At 40.5% G+C, this 19,345-nt stretch carries 15 protein-coding genes and 1 pseudogene; 8 read left to right on the forward strand and 8 right to left on the reverse strand.

Annotation, left to right across the window (positions count from 1 at the left end; all coding sequences use genetic code 11):
* Window positions 1-320 precede the first annotated feature (320 nt).
* A complete protein-coding gene (locus MSKOL_RS02980) occupies window positions 321-3,632 on the forward strand; it encodes a DEAD/DEAH box helicase (RefSeq protein ID WP_048153599.1) in 3,312 nt (1,103 codons plus the stop codon).
* 1 nt (window position 3,633) lies between these two features.
* Entirely contained in the window at window positions 3,634-4,584 is a 951-nt protein-coding gene (locus MSKOL_RS02985; RefSeq protein WP_048153600.1) for an SWIM zinc finger family protein, read from the forward strand.
* Between the two features lie 124 nt (window positions 4,585-4,708).
* Here the strand turns inward: MSKOL_RS02985 and MSKOL_RS02990 are convergent, their stop codons facing one another.
* The 4 genes from MSKOL_RS02990 to MSKOL_RS21285 are packed head-to-tail and all read right to left on the reverse strand — an operon-like array spanning window position 4,709 to window position 7,458.
* Window positions 4,709-4,960, reverse strand: a complete 252-nt coding sequence (locus MSKOL_RS02990; RefSeq protein WP_048117933.1) for a FeoA family protein — start codon at window positions 4,958-4,960, stop codon at window positions 4,709-4,711.
* Window positions 4,954-5,121, reverse strand: coding sequence for a hypothetical protein (locus MSKOL_RS20610; protein WP_197078813.1), 168 nt, complete (start codon window positions 5,119-5,121; stop codon window positions 4,954-4,956). The genes MSKOL_RS02990 and MSKOL_RS20610 overlap by 7 nt, the downstream gene beginning before the upstream one ends.
* Complete coding sequence (gene feoB / locus MSKOL_RS02995) at window positions 5,118-7,280, reverse strand: ferrous iron transport protein B (RefSeq protein ID WP_048158114.1); 2,163 nt, start codon at window positions 7,278-7,280, stop codon at window positions 5,118-5,120. The genes MSKOL_RS20610 and feoB overlap by 4 nt, the downstream gene beginning before the upstream one ends.
* 49 nt (window positions 7,281-7,329) lie before the next feature.
* Window positions 7,330-7,458: a hypothetical protein gene (locus MSKOL_RS21285; RefSeq protein ID WP_255351963.1), complete on the reverse strand. Its 129-nt coding sequence runs from the start codon at window positions 7,456-7,458 to the stop codon at window positions 7,330-7,332.
* Between the two features lie 488 nt (window positions 7,459-7,946).
* On the opposite strand from MSKOL_RS21285, the gene MSKOL_RS03000 reads away from it, so the two are divergent.
* The 6 genes and pseudogenes from MSKOL_RS03000 (at window position 7,947) to MSKOL_RS03025 (ending at window position 17,011) form a co-directional block, all read left to right on the forward strand.
* Window positions 7,947-8,492 (forward strand): cupin domain-containing protein, encoded by a 546-nt coding sequence (locus MSKOL_RS03000; protein ID WP_231592393.1) that lies wholly within the window; start codon window positions 7,947-7,949, stop codon window positions 8,490-8,492.
* Window positions 8,493-9,616: 1,124 nt separating this feature from the next.
* Window positions 9,617-10,345 (forward strand): GAF domain-containing protein, encoded by a 729-nt coding sequence (locus tag MSKOL_RS03005; RefSeq protein WP_048153603.1) that lies wholly within the window; start codon window positions 9,617-9,619, stop codon window positions 10,343-10,345.
* A gap of 451 nt (window positions 10,346-10,796) precedes the next feature.
* The gene (locus MSKOL_RS18615; RefSeq protein ID WP_052725321.1) at window positions 10,797-13,604 is read left to right on the forward strand and encodes a histidine kinase dimerization/phosphoacceptor domain -containing protein; all 2,808 of its coding nucleotides are present in this window, start codon (window positions 10,797-10,799) and stop codon (window positions 13,602-13,604) included.
* A gap of 384 nt (window positions 13,605-13,988) precedes the next feature.
* Window positions 13,989-14,915: pseudogene (locus MSKOL_RS03015) on the forward strand (cation diffusion facilitator family transporter).
* Between the two features lie 5 nt (window positions 14,916-14,920).
* A complete protein-coding gene (gene aroC, locus MSKOL_RS03020) occupies window positions 14,921-16,018 on the forward strand; it encodes a chorismate synthase (protein WP_048153605.1) in 1,098 nt (365 codons plus the stop codon).
* 636 nt (window positions 16,019-16,654) lie between these two features.
* The gene (locus tag MSKOL_RS03025) at window positions 16,655-17,011 is read left to right on the forward strand and encodes a hypothetical protein (protein ID WP_048153607.1); all 357 of its coding nucleotides are present in this window, start codon (window positions 16,655-16,657) and stop codon (window positions 17,009-17,011) included.
* Window positions 17,012-17,684: 673 nt separating this feature from the next.
* Here the strand turns inward: MSKOL_RS03025 and MSKOL_RS03030 are convergent.
* The 4 genes from MSKOL_RS03030 to MSKOL_RS03035 form a co-directional block, all read right to left on the reverse strand.
* Window positions 17,685-18,071, reverse strand: coding sequence for a PRC-barrel domain-containing protein (locus MSKOL_RS03030; RefSeq protein ID WP_048153608.1), 387 nt, complete (start codon window positions 18,069-18,071; stop codon window positions 17,685-17,687).
* A gap of 5 nt (window positions 18,072-18,076) precedes the next feature.
* Window positions 18,077-18,250 carry a DUF3303 domain-containing protein gene (locus MSKOL_RS21525; protein ID WP_369799538.1) on the reverse strand — a complete coding sequence of 58 codons (174 nt, stop codon included), beginning with the start codon at window positions 18,248-18,250 and terminating at the stop codon, window positions 18,077-18,079.
* Window positions 18,175-18,387: a putative phage abortive infection protein gene (locus tag MSKOL_RS19025; RefSeq protein ID WP_156150942.1), complete on the reverse strand. Its 213-nt coding sequence runs from the start codon at window positions 18,385-18,387 to the stop codon at window positions 18,175-18,177. Before MSKOL_RS19025 ends, MSKOL_RS21525 begins: the two co-directional genes overlap by 76 nt.
* Before the next feature lie 84 nt (window positions 18,388-18,471).
* Window positions 18,472-18,702, reverse strand: coding sequence for a hypothetical protein (locus tag MSKOL_RS03035; RefSeq protein ID WP_231592394.1), 231 nt, complete (start codon window positions 18,700-18,702; stop codon window positions 18,472-18,474).
* Window positions 18,703-19,345 lie beyond the last annotated feature (643 nt).

Consider the following 19,345-nt stretch of genomic DNA (forward strand, 5'->3'; position numbering starts at 1 on the left):
CAAGGATGTTGTAGGAGAATCACACGTTGTTATCAAACTTGCGAGTTAGGCAGTTAAAGGTTTAATGTTATTGATTTTCAGTTCAAGCGTGTAAGTTCTGAAGCGAGTAAGTTCTGAAGCGTGTATGTTCTGAAGCGTATAAGTTCTGAAGCTTATAAGTTCTGAAGCTTATAAGTCCTGCAATCGTGGAAAATAATTATGGAAATATTAACTATGTAACAGTGGAAGACTTTTTTATAATATATGCCGAAGAACAAATGGAGTTTTCACGCAGCTCATTCCGATTCCTTTTTATATTTCTTTGCTAATATACAATATCCATGATAATTCTTCATGCAGGCAGAATTGGAAAACAGTTCTTCTTATGGGGTGAAAGCCCGGCTGAAAACGAAATTCAGGGTGCCCGGCGGGGGAGAAAACCTAAAAATCCGACGGCAAAGCCTTATCCTTATGATTCGAGTTTTGAAAACCTGTTTTCTGCTCTTGAGCTATTGCTGGGTAGTCCTGGCCGAAAAGAGGCCGAAAAAATTAACGTCTGGATGCCGACTATAGGCGGGAACCCGGTTCCTTCCAGCTCTCTGGTTGCTGAGATCCCTGATTCTAAAGCCGAACTTTCACTGGCTCCCTGGACGGTTAATGCATACTCTCTGGAAGCTGAAGAAACTCTTGTTCTTCTCTGCGCCTGCATGGGAAAACGAGTTTTAGCCCCTGGCATCATTTCAGGAAGTGACCTACTCTGGTGGGCAGACGCCCTTAAATTTGCAGGTTCGCTGGTCGCAGGACAGAAATACCTGCCTGGAGTCAGGGAAGAAGAAGGAGAGTACAGGGCTTTCTGGGAACCCGTATTTTCCGGAGAAAATGCAGAAGAGCTGGCAAAGCTGGCAAAGCAAATGCCTCCTGCTTCCAGGGCTCTTGCTCCTGAATCCTCTGCCGTGCCGCCTGAAATGCCTGCAACTTTAGTGGCAAGGCAGTTTATTGAAGCCTCTCTTGACTGGATAGTCCGATCCGAAATAGGAGAAGGGTTTGTAAAAGAGACGCGCAAAAGAAAGTCCTTTGATAGTATCCATGATGCCTGGGTTTCTGCCCTGAAAAGCCCGGACGGGCTGATCTCTGGAGATGATACCGAACTTATTCAGCTTGAGGCTCGGGCCCGTGAATGGCAGCGTCCCCTCACAATACTTACTACTTCACCTTTCAGGTTCTGTTTTCGGCTGGAAGAACCAGTTGAGGACGAAGAAATCGAAGAAACCACAGAACTCGAAAAAATCACAGAAAACAAAAGAAGCAGGGAAGAGATAGCTGATATCGAAATTCCCAAAGGGCTGTGGTACGTCCGCTACCTGCTTCAGTCTTACGAGGACCCAAGCCTTCTGATCCCTGTAAAAGAAGCCTGGAAGCCAAAAAAGGGCAGCCCGTTGAAAAAATATGATGTGAAAAACATTCGTCAATTTCTGTTATCTTCCCTCGGGCAGGCTGCCGGTATTAATGCAGGAATCGCTTCCAGCCTTGAGGCTCCCAACCCAGCCGGATATTCCCTTGATACGAAAGAGGCTTACCGTTTCCTGACTGAAAATGCAGTGAACTTAAGCCAGGCCGGGTTTGGAATACTTCTTCCTGGCTGGTGGACTCGCAAGGGTACAAAAACTCACTTAAAAGCCCAGGCAAAGGTTAAGGGCAAGAAGTTACAGGCCGGAAACGGGCTTACCCTCGACAAAATCGTCAGCTTTGACTGGGAAATCGCCCTTGGGGACAGGGTGTTAACAGCCAAAGAGTTGCAGGCTCTTGCAAAACTCAAAGCTCCACTTGTGAAGGTTCGCGGGCAGTGGGTTGAGGTAAACGATGCTGAAATCAAGGCTGCTCTTGAGTTCTGGAAGAAGAACCCCCATGGAGAAGCAAACCTGCGCGAGGTTCTAAAGCTTGCTGTGGGCGTATCCGAAAACGCCGAAGGTCTGGATTTTGAAGGGATCAATGCAGAAGGCTGGATTGGAGAATTAATCAGTCGCTTAAAGGACAAAACCGGATTTGAAGAACTTCCGGCTCCCAATGGTTTTTCAGGAACTCTTCGGCCTTATCAATTCCGAGGTTACTCATGGCTCTCTTTTTTGAGGCAATTAGGCATAGGAGCCTGCCTTGCAGACGACATGGGGCTTGGAAAAACCATCCAGACGCTTGCTCTTATCCAGTATGACCTGGAACAGGTTGAAGAAGGGGCAGCCGGACGTGAAGATTCAAAACTCATTAGCGTCCCTAACGTTTCTACTGCTCCTACTGCTCCTAACGTTTCTAACGCTTCTACTGCTTCTAATGTTTCTACTGCTCCTAACGCCGCAAAACCTGTAGCCACAAAACCGGTCCTTCTGGTCTGTCCGACTTCGGTTATCAATAACTGGAAAAAAGAGGCTGCTCGCTTTACACCTGAACTTTCGGTAATGGTACACCACGGCACCAGCCGGAAAAAAGAAGAGGAATTCAAAAAAGAAGCTATGAAACATAGTATTGTTATCTCAAGCTATGGGCTTTTGCAGAGGGATGTTACGTTCTTAAAAGGTGTTCCCTGGGCTGGAGTGGTACTTGACGAAGCCCAGAATATCAAAAACCCTGAAACTAAACAGGCAAAAGCTGCCAGGGCTCTGGAAGCCGATTACCGCATAGCTCTTACAGGGACTCCGGTTGAAAATAATGTAGGCGACCTCTGGTCCATCATGGAGTTTTTAAATCCCGGCTTCCTCGGCAGTCAGGCCGGCTTCAAGCGGAACTTCTTTATCCCCATTCAGGCCGAAAGAGACCCGGAAGCTGCAAGAAGGTTAAAAGAAATTACAAGTCCCTTCATCCTGCGTCGCCTGAAGACTGACAGTTCGATCATCTCTGACCTGCCGGAAAAAATGGAGATGAAGACCTATTGTACACTGACAAAAGAACAGGCCTCACTCTATGCGGCAGTCCTCGAAGATATCGAAGAGGCAATTGAAGAAGCTGATGAAGAGGGAATCCAGAGAAAAGGAATAATTCTATCTGCCCTTTCCAGGCTCAAGCAGGTCTGCAACCATCCAGCACAGTTTTTGAAGGACAACTCCGGAATTCCAGGACGGTCAGGAAAACTCGAAAGGCTTACCGAAATGCTGGATGTGGTTCTGGAAAACGGAGAAAAAGCCCTTGTTTTCACCCAGTTTGCGGAAATGGGAAAAATACTAAAAGAGCACCTGCAGGCGAGCTTCGGCTGTGAAGTCCTTTTCCTGCACGGCGGGGTTCCCAGAAAGCAGCGGGACCGGATGCTTGAGCGTTTCCAGGAGGGAAAAGAATATCTCCCGATTTTTGTCCTCTCTCTTAAAGCCGGAGGCACGGGGCTTAACCTTACTGGGGCCAATCATGTATTCCATTTCGACCGCTGGTGGAACCCAGCTGTTGAAAATCAGGCAACTGACAGGGCATTCCGTATAGGTCAGACAAAAAACGTCGAGGTTCACAAGTTCATCTGTGCAGGCACGCTTGAAGAAAAAATCGATGAGATTATTGAGCATAAAGTGCAGGTCGCAGAAAATGTCGTCGGGACAGGCGAATCCTGGCTGACAGAACTTTCCAATGAGGAATTAAAGGATATTTTCACTCTTAGAGAAGAAGCGGTAGGTGAATAATATGGCAGCTTACTGGGATGGCTATGGTTATTATGAACCCTCAAAGCCAATTGAGGTCAAAGGTGGAATCAAAGCAAAATCCAAACGTGGGAGCTTTGTCCAGAGCTGGTGGGCAAAACGCTGGATCAAAACCCTTGAAAGCTTTAACCTTGGGGCGAGGTTAACCCGCGGAAAAACTTATGCTCGTAAAGGTCAGGTAACTTCCATAAAAATAGAAACAGGTCTTGTAAGAGCCAAAGTCCAGGGTTCAAGCCCCAAACCCTACTCGGTAACAATCAAAGTCCGTACACTGAACGGTTCCGAATGGGAACGTCTTGCAGAAAGGCTTACCTTAAAGCCTATATTTGCAGCCAAGCTCCTCGCAGGAGAAATGCCGGAAGATATCGACTCTGCATTCCAGGAAATAGGTCTCTCCCTTTTCCCTGAAAAGCTCGAAGACCTTGAAACCGACTGTTCCTGTCCTGACTGGTCAAACCCCTGCAAGCATATTGCAGCCGTCTACTATCTGCTCGGGGAAGAATTTGATAGGGACCCTTTCCTTATCTTTAAGCTAAGGGGAGTAGATATGGATGATTTTATGTCCATTCTCGGAAAGGGTTCGGGCCCGGAAAACCAGAACCTTGTTGCAGAAGCCAGAAGATTCCTGGAAGAGCCGGATGTTGAGATCGGAACCGAAACCGGAGCCAAAAATAAAGAAGGAATATCTCCTTTTTTTCCGGAGCCTCTGCCACTTGATCCTGAAACTTTCTGGGGTAAGCTTCCTGAAAATCCAGAAGAAGGAAAAAGCCTATCCCTTGAGGTTCATATCCCTCCGGCTGCAGCAGTTCTTCCAAAAAGGCTTGGAAAATTCCCCTTCTGGCGAGGCGAAGAGGATTTGCTTGAAGTACTGGAGGGTATTTACAAAGAAGTTTCACCTTCAGGGATGATGATCTTCCTTGGAGAACGTAAATGAATGTTGGAGGTCATAAATGGGTGCTCTTATGAGGACCTCTCCCTCACTCTCTTATATTTTTGATTGTGCGTTCGGACGGGTATCTTTCCGAGGCCATTTCCTGTACCTCTTCATTGGAGGCAAATCAATAGCTAACGTAAATATTATTCGCAATTTCCTTATCAACAGCATACCTGGTCTGGTCAACCTCAAAAAGATACGAAGGTGACCTTCTGAGTAGGGTAATAGGCATACCAGGCAGGATACCCATAGCTATTAACTTCTGTAGAATTCCCGGGTTCTTCGTTTCAAGGTGGTCAATTTTTCCGGTTTTTCTGGGTTCCATTGCGCAGAGAGTTATAGTTTTCAGATTAAAATGTGAGTTTTTAGTTACCATTTGAAAAACTTCCTTATGGATTGAATAATCTTTGCTTCCTGTACAAGTTCATATCCGCAGTTCGGGCAGCACTGTTTGTTACAGCTATGAAGTTTCCCGCAGCCGGTGCATTTCGTTTCATCAGCTTTCTCAAATTCTTTTCCGCAGAGTGGGCATTTCACAGGTTAACCCCCAGCAGTTTTAGCAGGTTATTTACAATGAAGCCTGTAAGGAAGGCAAACGGGAAAATGAAACCCGAAATTGTAAGGGCTGTTTTTAAACCTCTTTCTTTTATCGTCATCATGAACTGAGCTATACATGGCATGAAAAGGGTAAGAGTAATGGCTGCAACTACGAGCTGCACACCTGTTAGTAATCCTGAGTCATGCATTCCATAAAGTCCAGCTGCCCCAAAATCTCTCCTGAAGAAACCGAAAAGGAAGACATCAGCTGCATCAGGAGGCAGGCCTATCCAGACTGTTGGGTATTCTATGATTTTCAGGGCAAGGGCAAAAAGGCCTGTTAGCCTGCCTATCCAGATCAGAACACTCGCCAGTACAAATAGGGGCAGAACTTCCAGAAAATACCAGTGCATTCTGGAGTAAGTTTTAACCATTATGTTCGAAAGCTTCGGTTTCCTGAGAGGGGGCATTTCAAGTATGAAGGTAGGGGCTTCTCCTGGCAGGACTCTGGAAGCCAGGAAACCTATCAGGATAAATTCCAGTATTATTACTACAGCCCAGATAAGCAGGCTTTCAGGGTTTCCCGAGAGGACTGAAATAATAATGCCTAGTTGTGCCGAGCAGGGAATTGCAAGAGCCAGCAGGATATTTGCAATGAGCCTTTCCCTTTTTGTTTCAAGGGTGCGGGTGACCATTGTAGCCATTGTAGAACAGCCAAACCCGAGCACCATTGGAATTACTGCCCTTCCGCTGAGCCCTATTTTCTTGAACATGCCATCCAGGAGCAGGCCCAGCCTTGGAAGATAACCCGTGTCTTCTATGATGGAAAACACAAGGAAAAAGGCTCCCACTATCGGAAGGATAAGGGCAATTGCATATGTTACGGCCTGGGTAAAAATTCCGTATTCTCCCACAAAAAGGTCCTGCAGAGCTGGATAGGGTACCAGCGACGTGAACTTTGCAGTTACAAGGGGGTTTATGTATCCTCCAAAGACCGTATTTTCCAGAAAATCAACAACTGTTCCTGCTGCAAATACGCCTACAAATAGATAGAGCCCGAAGTACAGGATTAAAAACAACACAGGTATCCCAAGTACAGGATGGATGAGAATACTGTCAATTTTCTCGGAAAAACCGAGATTTCGAGTCTGTGTTTTACTTTTATTTATTCCAGTATCTTCTTCTGCTCTTCTTTTTTTGGCTTTCCCATTACTTTTTCTCTCGATTTTCTCAGGCGTTTTCATTACCTGTTCTGTGATTTCGTTTACATGTTCCTGGCGCTTCAGGGTGAACAGGTAGGAAAGAGGGACTTCAGATATCTTTGATGCAGCTTCTGCAAGTTTCTGGATTTCTTCGGAGCGTTTTCCGCGACTTTTTCCCTCGCTATCTGGGGTTTTTTCAGCCCTTTGCAGGTATTCAAGGGCTGTCCGATCTTCCTGCAGCAGCAGGAGTGAGATCGCTCTTTTTGAGATTCCGGTTGAGATTTCGGTTGAGATTTCGGCTTTTTTTGCGGGGTCAAGCAAACCTTCAACTTTTTCGATATATGGCTCAATTTCTGTACCGTAGTCAAGTTTTTGCCTAAATTTTTGAATGTTGTTTCCAGGGGTAAACTCCAAAATTGTAGCTTTAAGTTCCTCTACCCCTTTTCCTTCACTTGAAACCGTTCCAACAACCGGGATTCTCAGGTAATGGCTGAGTTCAGAGATATCGATTTCAATCCCTCTTTCTTCAGCTTCGTCCATCATGTTCAGGACAAGAATAAGAGGAAGCTCGGCTTCAAGTAGCTGCAGGGTGAAAGAAAGCATCCGCCTGAGGTTTCGGGCATCTATTACATGGAGGTAAACTGAAGCCTCTTCCTCAAAAAGCAGAAGTTGAGAGACCCTTTCTTCCTCACTTACAGGGAGCAGGGAGTACATCCCTGGCGTGTCTATGATTTCATATTCCCTATCTCCGATCCTTGCTTTTCCGTGGGTGATTTCAACTGAGGTCCCCGGATAATTGGAGACCAGTGTATAACTTCCGGAGAGGGCATTGAAAAGGCTGCTTTTTCCCACGTTAGGGTTTCCTATAAGTATGATTTTCGGAAGCCCTTTTCCTGGTGTGCATCTCGTTTTTCCGCAACAGCATTCTCTTTCAGGGCAGATAACTGGTAGTTTCATATTTTTGCTCTTATATTTAGGCAGGCCTAATTTTTTAATTTGTCCATATTTAGGCAAACCTAATATTTAAGGCTAATGCACAAGGCAAAATTACCTCAAGTCTATTGTCTAAAAGCAGGGTTTCAAGGAGTTTTGAATCAAAAAAGCCTTTTACCTGAATCTTTAATTCAAGTTTCAATTTGCAAGCTTATCCCAAAACCAATTTTCAGTTTCGCTCAGTAAGATTTTCTGGAACATATTTCAGGATCAGAAACTCGATTTTTCTCGGTTATCTAAATATGCATGAGTCCACGTTCCAAACTTGGCAAACCAATGACAAAGTTGTCCTTTGAAGAAGAAATACTGAAAAATATAGACATTGCGAATATTTTTGGGAAAGTTATATGTAAAAAATCAATTTGTAGTCGTTATTTTTATTCATATAATATTTATATTTCTGCTAATATTATATTCATTGAATATAATTATTCTATTGCGTGTGTTTGAAATCGCCTTTGCTGGCAAGTTCCATGATATAAAATGAGGATAGAATTTACTACTGTTAGTATCCTCATCAAAATACATTGGACAATTTATTAATGATGAATATATCTGCCAGCATGGGTGAATTGAATATCTAAAATCTGCAAAATTGATTAAGTTAAAACAGGTTGGGGGAGTCAACAAATGAGTCTTAAAAAGACACTGGGCATTTTGCTGGCAGTTTGTTTTCTACTATCAATTACCGTAGCGGCAGTAAGCGCTAAAGAACTTCCCAGTATGGCTGGAAAGGAGACATGCAAGACAGTAGAAAAGGCAAAAAATCAAATGAAAGGGTTTTCTACCAATATCGAAAAAGCCACTTTGGAGAATAACAATTTCCGCAAGGTACTCTATACTGCAAAGCATAACCAACTAGTGCTTATGAGCCTCAAGCCCGGGGAAGATATCGGAATAGAAGTGCATGAGAAAACCGACCAGTTTCTCCGCTTTGAGGAAGGACAGGGAAAGTGCATAATTAATGGTAACGAATATGAAGTCGGTAGCGGATCTGCAGTGGTTGTGCCGGCAGGTGCCCAGCACAATGTCATCAACACTTTGAAAACAGGTTCTTTAAATTTCTATACGATCTATTCACCGCCTGTTCACAAGGATGGCATTGTACGCGCCACGAAGGCCGAAGCCGAAGCTAATCCAGAGGAATTTGATGGCGTGACTACGGAATGTAACTAAGGGATAAGGTCATTAAGAAGTAGGAATAAACGCTTTATATTCATAAAGCACTTTTCTTTTTTATATTTTTAAATAAATGCCTGAATCTCTTCGAAAACGTTTGTTAGCAGCAATGATGGCTGTGATTGGTTTTGTATTCCAAGTTTTTGATCTTTTTTTAGGGAGCTTGTACGAGAGATTCAAAAGTCAAATTTTGATTTTTGAGATAGGCTCAGTATTCTGTGTCTCAGTATTCTGTGTCTCAGTATTCTGTGTCTCAGTATTCTGTGTCTCAGTATTCTGTATCTCAGTATTCTGTGTTTTAATATTCTACGTTTCAGCCTGAGTCTGACAGTTATATAAAAATAAGTGCGCGTTGTGTTTATTCATTCGATCAAATGAATAAAAATACAAAACAAAGAGCTTTTCCTGCACATTCCGAATCCCTGTCAATTTGGGATAATAATCGCCTGTGTTTTTTGTAATCATCTATCCGAATTTTGATCTTTTCTTTTGGTTCTTCGTCATTCTCTATGTAATACTATTTCCAATTAAAGAACGCGCTGGATTTTATGAGAATATTATGAGAATATTATGAGAATATTATGAGGATATCCACACAAGACAACGAAGAGCCTTTCTTTTTCCAACCATACTCATTAAAAATAGTTCATAAGTATATTAATGTGTTAATATGTTTGTCGCCTAAAGTAGGTATTAAATAATACAACTTATCTATATATCTAATAATTAAAGAATGATTATTACTAGTTGCCAATATAAATATGAAAATTATTCATCTATCTATATATATTTTTTAATTTAAGTTAATATTTTTATTTTAATTCATTTTCTAATATGTAAAATCCGCTTCCTATTTTTATATCTGGTAACTATAATTAAAAATAAAGATCATCGGATAGCCTCAAAAACTAAATTTGATTGTACAAGTGGGATGCAAAATTCGACTTAAAGGTAAATATACGCCGGAGTTTCAGAAAAATTTCCGATTCTAATTTAAACTAAACAATATCCAGTTATCCATTGTATAAATGAATTGAGTTTTTAGATAGCCTGTAATACAAATTATATAGAAAACTCAAAATTTCGAGGATTAAACATATTATTTATGGAGAGTGGAAAGCATGAACTCTAGATATACTACAAGTCAAGAATCCACAATGTATCAGGCACTATTGGATGAGAATAAATTACTGGCAGATGAAAACAATGCATTAAAGGAAGAGGTACAGAGTCTAAGAGCATGTCTGGCACAGGCTGAAGGACTTGAACAGACTACAGGTAAAATTGATCTGGATTACAAACAGGTAGAGACAACCTATAGTGAGCGCGAAAAACAATTGATTTTTGACCTCGATGCAATGACTAGACTGTATAAAATCAGCATTTTATTCGTTCGCGAAGGCAGTCTTGAACCTGTTCTTGTCGAAATAGTCGATGCTGCAATTGCAATTTCTGGCGCTGACTTTGGCAATATCCAATTATTGGACCCTGAATCATCTGAACTTAAGATTGTAGCTTCTCGTGGATTTCCTAAATGGTGGCTGGACTTCTGGAATAGTGTATCTGTGGGAAAAGGAACTTGTGGTACGGCGCTTGGACGCAAAGAGAGGGTGATTGTCGAGGATGTTGAACAAAGCCCAATTTTTGTAGGTACTCCTGCTCTGGAAATCCAGCTTAAAGCTGGAATACGAGCGGTACAATCTACACCAATTGTGAGCCGGTCAGGAAAACCACTTGGCATGTTTTCAACACAATATAAAAAACCACATAAGCCAGACAAAGATACACTTCAAATGTTGGATCTTCTAGCTCTTAGTGCAGCCGATATCATCGAAAGAGCAAGTATCTAAAAAAAGCATCAAGTACTGACAGTGTGAATAAAACCTCTGAAGAAATACAATTTTTGTTCGATTATCTCTATTTTCAAACGTTATATTCTCTTGATGTGTCCCGATGCAAGAGTATATAACGTTTGAAAAAAAACTTTCCTTATAAATCTACACCGCTATAAGCGTCTCAAGCATGGGAGCAGGCTATCAAAATAACTAATATTAGGATTTACGCACTTGAGGAACAAAATCAATTACAACAAAGACTGTGGATTAAAGTAATGTTTTAGACAGTTTGCTGTCTAATGCTGCTGATTCTTCAGTTCAACTGCGTAAGTCCTATAATATAATATCTGTCAAACTAATATAATATCTGTCAAGCGAAATATCTCAAAAAGCAGTGTCAAAAAAGCAGAAACTATCATCCTATCTACAAAATATTGGGGATGTTAATCAAATATTAAAGTAAAAAATGATTTCAGAGAACCTAATCAGCAAGATCGAATTAATCTTAAAAGGTCAGTATAAAAATATGACTACCAAACATACTGATGGCTGGGAGCCTATAACATGTCAAGCATTATTAGATGAGAATAAGCTACTGGTGGATGAAAACCGTGCCTTAAAAGACGAAATACAGAGCCTAAAAGCATATTTGAAGCAGAATGAAGAACCTGAGCATGATATTGATAAACTGGATCTGGAGATAAGGCAAGCACATCTTCTGGTAAAAGCCGACCTGGAAGCACTGACTCAAATACATGAGCTGAGTACAAAACTTTTGGGAGCTGAAGGGATTCAACCATTATTAAAAGAAATAATGGACGCAGCAATCTCTATTGTGGAAGCAAAAATGGGTACCTTGCAACTCCTTGAGGATGATTCGTTACATATTGTTGCCCATTATGGTCACGAACAGCCTTTCCTGGACTATTTTGCATCTGCTGAGAACATGGCTTCAGTTTGTGGAAAGGTGATGCAACATGGAGAGCGTATTGTTATTGAGGATGTTGAAACAAGTTCTATATTTGCCGGGACACCTTCCCTGACTGTGATGCGTGAGGCCGGAGTACGAGCGATTCAGTCCACACCGATGTTAAGCCGGACGGGTAAGCTTCTTGGTATCCTTACGACTCAATGGGATTTTCCTTATTCTCCAAACGAGTATGATCTCTGGAGTCTTGACTTGCTAGCGCGGCAGGCAGCTGACCTGATAGAGCAGGCCAGGTCAGAGAAAGCATTGAATAATCACAAAAAATATCTACTGTCCGACCTTAATGCCATGACCAGGCTGCATAAGATCGGTACACTGTTTGTTCGAGAAGGTAATCTTGAACCTGTTCTTGTCGAAATAGTCGATGCTGCAATTGCAATTTCTGATGCTGACTTTGGCAATATCCAATTACTGGACCTTGAATCCTCTGAACTTAAGATTGTAGCCTCTCGTGGATTTCCTAAATGGTGGCTGGACTTCTGGAACAGTGTATCTGTGGGAAGTGGAACTTGTGGTACGGCGCTTGGATCTAAAGGGCGGGTAATTGTCGAGGATGTTGAACAAAGCCCAATTTTTGTAGGTACTCCTGCTCTGGAAATCCAGCTTAAAGCTGGAATACGAGCGGTACAATCTACACCAATTGTGAGTCGATCAGGAAGATTACTCGGCATGTTCTCAACGCATTATAAAAAACCACATAAACCACAGGACCATGACCTTCAGCTAATTGACCTGCTAGCTCAGCAGGCGGCAGAGATTATAGAGAGAGCACAAATAGAAGAAATGTTACGTAAGTCCGAAGAGTGTTTCCGTATTGCTTTGCAGGGATCTTCTGTTGTTATTTCCAGTCAAGACCGTGATCTGAGATATACTTGGGCTTATAATCCTTCGCCTGGTTTTAAACTCGAAGATCTTCTGGGTAAGAGCGATTATGATGTATATCAATTAGATGACGCCGAGATATTTGTCTCCATCAAAAAGCAGGTTTTGGCTAGTGGTGTTAGCAGATGTGATGAAGTGGTTATCCATAGGCCTGTTTCCGCTGGCGGAGATTTATTCCATGAGATGACAACTGAGTCATTGCGCGATGCTACAGGAACCATCGTTGGAGTCATCTGTATTGCAGTTGACATTACCGAGCGCAAAAGAGCTGAAGAAGCATTAAAAAAAGTAAATGATACTTTAGAAGAAAAAATAAAAGAGCGTACAGTTGAACTTGAAGAAGCTTATAACTCATTACTTGAAAATAAAATAAGATTAAGTGAAGCTCAAAAAATAGCCCATCTAGGAAATTGGGACTGGAATCTGGTGACTGATGAATTCTACTGGTCAGATGAAATATACAATATTTTCGGACTTGACTCTCTAAAATTCGATGAGACTGATGATTCATATGAGACTTATAATGCATTTTTTAATCTTGTTTTTCCAGAGGATAGAGAATCTGTGAATAATGCTTTTAAAGAAGCTTTTTACGGGAAATCTTTTGAAATTGATTTTAGAGTTATCTCAGCTAATGGAGAAGAACGCATACTCTATGCACAAGGACAAGTAATTTTCAATGAAAAAAACACTCCTATTAGAGTTAGAGGAATAGTTCAGGATATAACTGAACGTAAAAAAACAGAAGAAGCTCTGGTAAAACTCGAAAAAGTCCGCATAAAAGAGATTCACCACAGAATCAAAAATAACTTGCAGGTAATCTCTTCTCTTTTGGATCTCCAGGCCGAAAAGTTTGAGGATAAGAAAGTCAAGCAAGCTTTCAGTGAAAGTCAGAACCGGGTACTTTCAATGTCTCTAATTCACGAAGAACTCTACAAAGGAGGGCAGGCAGAAAAACTGAACTTTTCAGCATATCTTAAAAAGTTAGCTGATAACCTGTTGATGACTTATGGACTTAGCAGCATAAATATCCGCTTGAATATGGATCTGGAAGAGAATACATTTCTTGATATGGATACTGCTGTTCCTTTAGGCATTATTGTCAATGAACTTATTTCTAATTCTCTCAAACATGCATTTACTGGAAAGAAAGAAGGAGAAATTGGAATTCAACTTCGCAGGCATGGAGAGACAATTAATGGAATTAACAAGTCCGAGTTCTGTCTGGTAGTTTCAGATAATGGAAACGGAATTCCTGAAGGTCTGAAGTTAGAAAATATCGAGTCACTTGGCATGCAATTAATAAACATTTTAGTAAATCAGTTAGACGGAGAGCTTAAATTAAAAAGGAACAAAGGTACTGAGTTTACTGTAAAGTTCAAGGTATTAGAAAAAAACACTTAAGTAGCGACAAACAAGTTTGCTCTTCGCCATTCCCTGTGGATAACTATGGATAAGATGGTTTCCAATTCAAGACCGCATATCAATAATATCACCTATCACCTAATTTATTTGATCACCTAATTTATTTGGGCAGCGGAATTGCCTAAAAGGCCAATTTAGTGTCCGTGATCAAAGTCACACTTGAGACTTCGATGGCAATTCACTGATTAGTTTTCTGACGGTTTTGAAAAACCAAAATTAGGACAACCTTACTACCCAAGTTAAAGAATTAAAGTCAAAAAAAATAAAGTGAACAGTATTTTCATTTAGTTGTGCATGTCATTCAAAGAATAATATCATGTACGTTTTCTTAATTGTTTATTATCCGCTGTCTGTTTTTCGGTTTTGAACATTCGATGTAGGGGGGCCAGATCAACGTTACAGAGATTCAAAAAAGTACAGCAAGTCCTTATCTATGTACTATTTCTGAACTTTGGGGTTGCGTTTGCTAAAATCATTTACGGGAAATTGACCAGCACATTGAGTATGACTGCGGACGGCTATCACTCCATTTTTGATGGTCTATCCAATATTGTAGGACTGGCTGGAAGTTTTATTGGAGACCGCCCGCCTGATGTCGAGCATCCTTAAGGACATCGAAAGTATGAAACTGTAGCCTCTATTTTTATCGCTTTACTTTTGATCTTTGTAGGCGTTGAGATTTTACAAAGCGCTCTCAACCGTTTCCTTGCACCGAGCGTGCCAGAGGTCACAGCTATAAGTTTTCTCATAATTCTCGGGACGATGTGTATTAACTATCTGGTAACACGATACGAATATAACGAGGGCGAATCTCTCAGAAGCCAGGTACTTATAGCAGACTCTGTGCACACAAAAAGTGACATTTATGTCTCCCTCTCGGTTGTAGTAAGTCTTGCTGCCGTAGTGCTCGGTTTCCCTCTCATGGACCCTTTAATAGCCATAGTAATTGCTTTTATTATTTTCAGGGCCGGGTACAGGATTATTAAAGAAGGTTCAAGAGTCCTTCTGGATATGTCCAGAATTGAAGAGAAAGAAATTTGCAACCTGGTTATGACAGTTGAAGGCGTAAAGGGATGCCATAAAATCCGGACTCGCGGGAGCATGGGGGATATCAAGATTGATATGCACCTGCTTGTCCAATCGGATATGCCACTTGAGGAAGCACACCTTATCGCTCATAAAGTCAGCAAAAAGCTGAAGAGTGAATACAAAGATGTCTCTGATGTGGTTGTACATCTTGAACCCTCCTCCCAGCGACCCCAAGGATCAAATAGCAAAAAAACCAGTTAAGATGCATGGCTGGAAACGTTTTCGGGCAGATGTTTCGAATTACTACATGGGGCGAATCCCACGGCAGGGCTGTAGGTGTTGTGGTAGACGGACTGCCTGCAGGGCTTCCTTTCTCTGAGGCTGATATTCAGAAAGAACTGGACAGGAGACGTCCGGGACAGAGTGAGGTTTCAACTCCGAGGCACGAGGCTGACAGGGTTGAAATCCTTTCGGGAATTTTTGAAGGGATGAGTACAGGCACGCCTGTTTCTATGCTTGTCTGGAACTCAGATGCCAGGTCTTCGGCTTATGATGCCATTAAAGACACTCCCAGGCCCGGACATGCCGATTTTACCTATATGGCACGCTACGGAATGAGGGACCACCGTGGTGGAGGCAGGTCTTCAGCCCGGGAAACAATAGGCAGAGTCGCAGGTGGAGCCCTTGCAAAACTCCTGCTTTCCAGGTTCGGAATACAAATTGCTGGACATGTGCTTGAACTTGGAGCTATCCGCGCAAAGCCTCTGTCTTTTGAAGAAATTCTTGAAAACGTAGAAAAGACCCCTGTGCGCTGTGCCGATCTTGAAGCTGCCGGAAAAATGCTTGAGAAAGTTGCGGCTCTTCGCCAGGAAGGAGATAGTATCGGAGGCATTGTCGAGCTTATTATAAGAGGTGTGCCTGCCGGCCTTGGAGAGCCTGTCTTTGACAGACTGGATGCGGACCTTGCAAAAGCTCTAATGAGTATTCCTGCCGTCAAGGGCTTTGAAATCGGAGCCGGATTTGAAGCTGCCCGCCTGCGCGGAAGTGAAATGAATGATCCTTTCCGAATAGAGGATGGAAAAATAACCACTTTGAGCAATAACGCAGGCGGGATTCTAGGAGGAATTTCAACCGGACTGGACATTGTCTGCAGGGCAGCAGTAAAGCCAACTCCGTCCATAGGAAAAGTTCAGCAGACAGTTGACCTCAAAACCCTGGAAAATACTGAAATTGCAATAAAGGGCCGGCATGATCCCACAATTCCTCCGCGAATGGTTCCGGTTGCTGAAGCCATGATCGCTCTTGTGCTTGCAGACCATATGCTCAGGAGCGGCTTTATTAATCCGAGAACTCTGCTGGAATAAAGAGGATGCAATGGAACTGTATCCAGATCCACTAAAATGTCCATTTTAGCTGATGCCATCCAACTGATGCCAAATTGTCAGAGATTATCAGAATAGTTTCCAACATAATAAGGTATCTTTACATTTCCCCATGTTTTTTGTGACTCTTCACTTTAAAGTTCACTCTGACAATGAGCATTCTCCTTCGAAAATCTTCTTTCAACTTTTTCCATCGCAAGTTCTTTTCAACTTTTTCCATCTCTAATTCTTTTCAACTTTCTATACCTCAAATTCTTTTGTTGAATTTTCCTGTCTTTTCCAAACCTGAGTCCTAAAAATATCTGAACTAAATTCCAACTTTTTCATATTGGTAGAACTGCCGTGTAAAAGACCATAAAATTGTGAGGCTGTAATTTCTATCACATAAAATAGCTACGGTCTGTATCGTCATATAAGCATTCTGTGTAAAGTCTCTAGTAATCAAAGATCAAGGAATGGTTATAATTTGAAGACGGTATGAAATAAATAAGTTTGAAGATTTGGTTAGAAAAACTTATAAAGTACGCGCTTAACTTAAATTATAGAGTTCAATTTATTCATTTTAAATTGTTAGTTATTGAATTTTTGTTTATTTTTGCAGTTTCGAGGGGATCTTAGTTGAAGATGAGGACATTGATAATTATTTGCTTGCTTATAGTATCACTGATATCTGGATCAGGTTGCATTGGCAGCAGCAGTGAGCCAGTTAATGAAACAAGTTCAGTTAATGAAACAAGTCCAGTTAATGAAACAAACTTTGAGGACGAAACAGACAATCAGACTAGTTCATTTAATTCCACCGAAGAAGACGTTTCTATAGAGAACTCTTCTGAAAAGACCAGTAATACACTTAAACTTGAATGGCAAAGCTCCTTTTCCAAATATTACAATAAAGAAAATCTGCAGTTCGAGGCTACAGTTCCCACTTATCCTTCATTCGGCAGCAAGCACATCCTAACATCTGAATATACTTAATTGTTATTTTTTGTAGTTTCACTCAAAAATTAATATCATACGGACTACATACCTAATATGATTTTGTCATTTATCTCTTTAGTACCCACCGCGAAATAACTTAAGCCCATTTTTACACTATACTTTGCCATTTTCATAAGCAACCCCCTTGATTTTGCTCTAACATAATAATGTGTTACTTAAGTTATTTCGTTACGAGTCCTTATTATAAATATATAGTAATTATGTTATGGTTAATATTTAGGTATCCTCTTCAAATTCAATGGAGAATTTTCCAACTCGAAAACTGTGCAGCAATTTTATCATACATTTATAAAGTTTAATGCATTGCCTGAAGTTGTTTCGTAGACTTGGTTAAATTTTTAAATTTTCAGAAAATGCATAAAATTTACTTTTACCCATACAATTTGAAGAGGATACATATTTAGTAATTTTTGATTTAAATTGAATTTCAAAAGTTCTGAAAAAATGATGTCTGTAGACCTATTGAGTGGATTTTAATGTCGACCTGCCGAAAGCAGGATGTAGTATTTATGAGAATAGACCTATGATTTGTAAACCGTATCCACTTCTATTAGATCGTGTTTTTGATGAAAATCTAGTGCCTGTACTCATCATTGTCACCTAATTTTGTAAATAGTTGACCAGAGATGTTTTCTCCGATAGCAAAATTTTAAGTTAAATCACCGGTTTGCCAATAAGGTTTATACCCATAGTAAGTATATACTGAAGACAACTGACTATAGCTAAGTGGCAATTGACTCTTATCAAAGCCTTGTGCCTTGGTTAAGATTTCTTTATCGACATTAAGAACTATCCTCATATCGTTCTCGAAAAGTTGCACATTGAATGCAGACCATGGAATAGCAAATAATTTCTCACCCATGCCGAGGAAACCGCCAAAAGACAGAACTGCATATGCTATTCTTCCATTTTCCAGATCAAGCATATAATCCTCGATCTTGCCTAAGTCTTCTGCGTTCTTGTTGACTACTTTATGCCCTTTTACGTCACTTGCTAACATGAAATGTTCTCTAACTGCTTGCATTGTTGCTGACATATTAATTACCTCGTTTGATTATATTTCGATATTTTCTTTTCGTTTTTATGTTTGGGCAGAAGCTTCATGAATTCCGAGGCTTCCATAACAGGTACGCTGTCAATCATGCAGATATCTGACCACGGAAGGTTAAAAGCTCCATATGCTTCATTATTTTCGGCTTCGTAATGAATGTAGATACGGTTTCCCGAAAGGTCAACTCACTGATTAATAATGTTAATTCCTTCTGAGACATGTAGCTTCTTAAAGTGTTCAAAAATTTTTTTCTATTTTTTTCTTTGTCTGAGGATTCCCATGTACTAAGAGAGCGTCGCAAAAGTCAAAACAATTCTACAATTGGATAATAGAAACGTTGACTTTAAATATGGTTGTAAAATTTTGGATTATAAACAATCATCAGTTATTTTCCTTGTTTAATCATTTCCTGAACCTGTTTAATATCAGCTATAGCTTTTTTCTTTAGCTCGATCATTTTCCCCATATCACTTATTTTCATTTCCATCATTTGTATTTTAATATCCATCTTCATTACAGCAACTTTCTTTTTCTGTTCTTCAGTCAGAAATCCCCAAATTTCAGTCATCGGTTCAGAGGGCATTGAAGAGTGTTCTGTTAATTGTCTGTGTTCCATGTTTAACTATCCCCTTATTATCAATAAAAAAATGTGCTGTATTTAAACAGCTTTTGAAGAGTCTTTCTTAACGCTTGGTTCAGCTTTCTTTTCTGCGTTAATGTCATCTACTTTAGGTGTTACTTTATTATCAGACCCTGTCATAAATATATATCTCCTCATATTTCTTTATAGTTAATGCAAGCTTGTTATAAAAATTGCTTGTACAATATAGATATGTCGCAACCTATAAGTACTAACGTATTTTATAATTTCTTTATAAAGTTTAAATGCCATATTTAAGAGGAAGCAAAGCAGAATCTGAAAGATTATAACCTAAGTTCCGCATTTTTAGGCGCATAAACGTCTCATGATATCGGAGTATGAGCTTAAGCACATAATTTAGCACATAATTTATAAGTTCCAATTTCAAAACCATAATCTACTAACTTTGTATGTTTGTAGAATTAAGTGTATGCGCTTAAAATTTGGGAACTCAGGTTATAAATAAAACGATTCAAAACTTTAGTCCAGAGAATTCGTTTTTAAAAATATCATACATTTTACATTTCGACCCCCCGTAAAAATAAGACATAATTTATTTTTTTATAATATTGATTCGGCCTCAAATGAACTTTTTTTAAGTCTTTCTTAAAATACTATC

The organism is Methanosarcina sp. Kolksee (assembly GCF_000969945.1).
Classification (GTDB): Archaea; Halobacteriota; Methanosarcinia; order Methanosarcinales; family Methanosarcinaceae; genus Methanosarcina; species Methanosarcina vacuolata.

Excerpts from the sequence above, each read along its gene's own strand:
- MSKOL_RS03000 (WP_231592393.1), top strand. The coding sequence starts at position 7,947 with ATGAGTCTTAAAAAGACACTGGGCATTTTGCTGGCAGTTTGTTTTCTA.
- MSKOL_RS18615 (WP_052725321.1), top strand. The coding sequence starts at position 10,797 with ATGATTTCAGAGAACCTAATCAGCAAGATCGAATTAATCTTAAAAGGT.
- feoB (WP_048158114.1), bottom strand. The coding sequence starts at position 7,280 with ATGAAACTACCAGTTATCTGCCCTGAAAGAGAATGCTGTTGCGGAAAA.
- MSKOL_RS02990 (WP_048117933.1), bottom strand. The coding sequence starts at position 4,960 with ATGGTAACTAAAAACTCACATTTTAATCTGAAAACTATAACTCTCTGC.
- MSKOL_RS02980 (WP_048153599.1), top strand. The coding sequence starts at position 321 with ATGATAATTCTTCATGCAGGCAGAATTGGAAAACAGTTCTTCTTATGG.
- MSKOL_RS02985 (WP_048153600.1), top strand. The coding sequence starts at position 3,634 with ATGGCAGCTTACTGGGATGGCTATGGTTATTATGAACCCTCAAAGCCA.
- MSKOL_RS03030 (WP_048153608.1), bottom strand. The coding sequence starts at position 18,071 with ATGTCAGCAACAATGCAAGCAGTTAGAGAACATTTCATGTTAGCAAGT.
- MSKOL_RS03005 (WP_048153603.1), top strand. The coding sequence starts at position 9,617 with ATGAACTCTAGATATACTACAAGTCAAGAATCCACAATGTATCAGGCA.
- MSKOL_RS03035 (WP_231592394.1), bottom strand. The coding sequence starts at position 18,702 with ATGGAACACAGACAATTAACAGAACACTCTTCAATGCCCTCTGAACCG.
- aroC (WP_048153605.1), top strand. The coding sequence starts at position 14,921 with ATGGCTGGAAACGTTTTCGGGCAGATGTTTCGAATTACTACATGGGGC.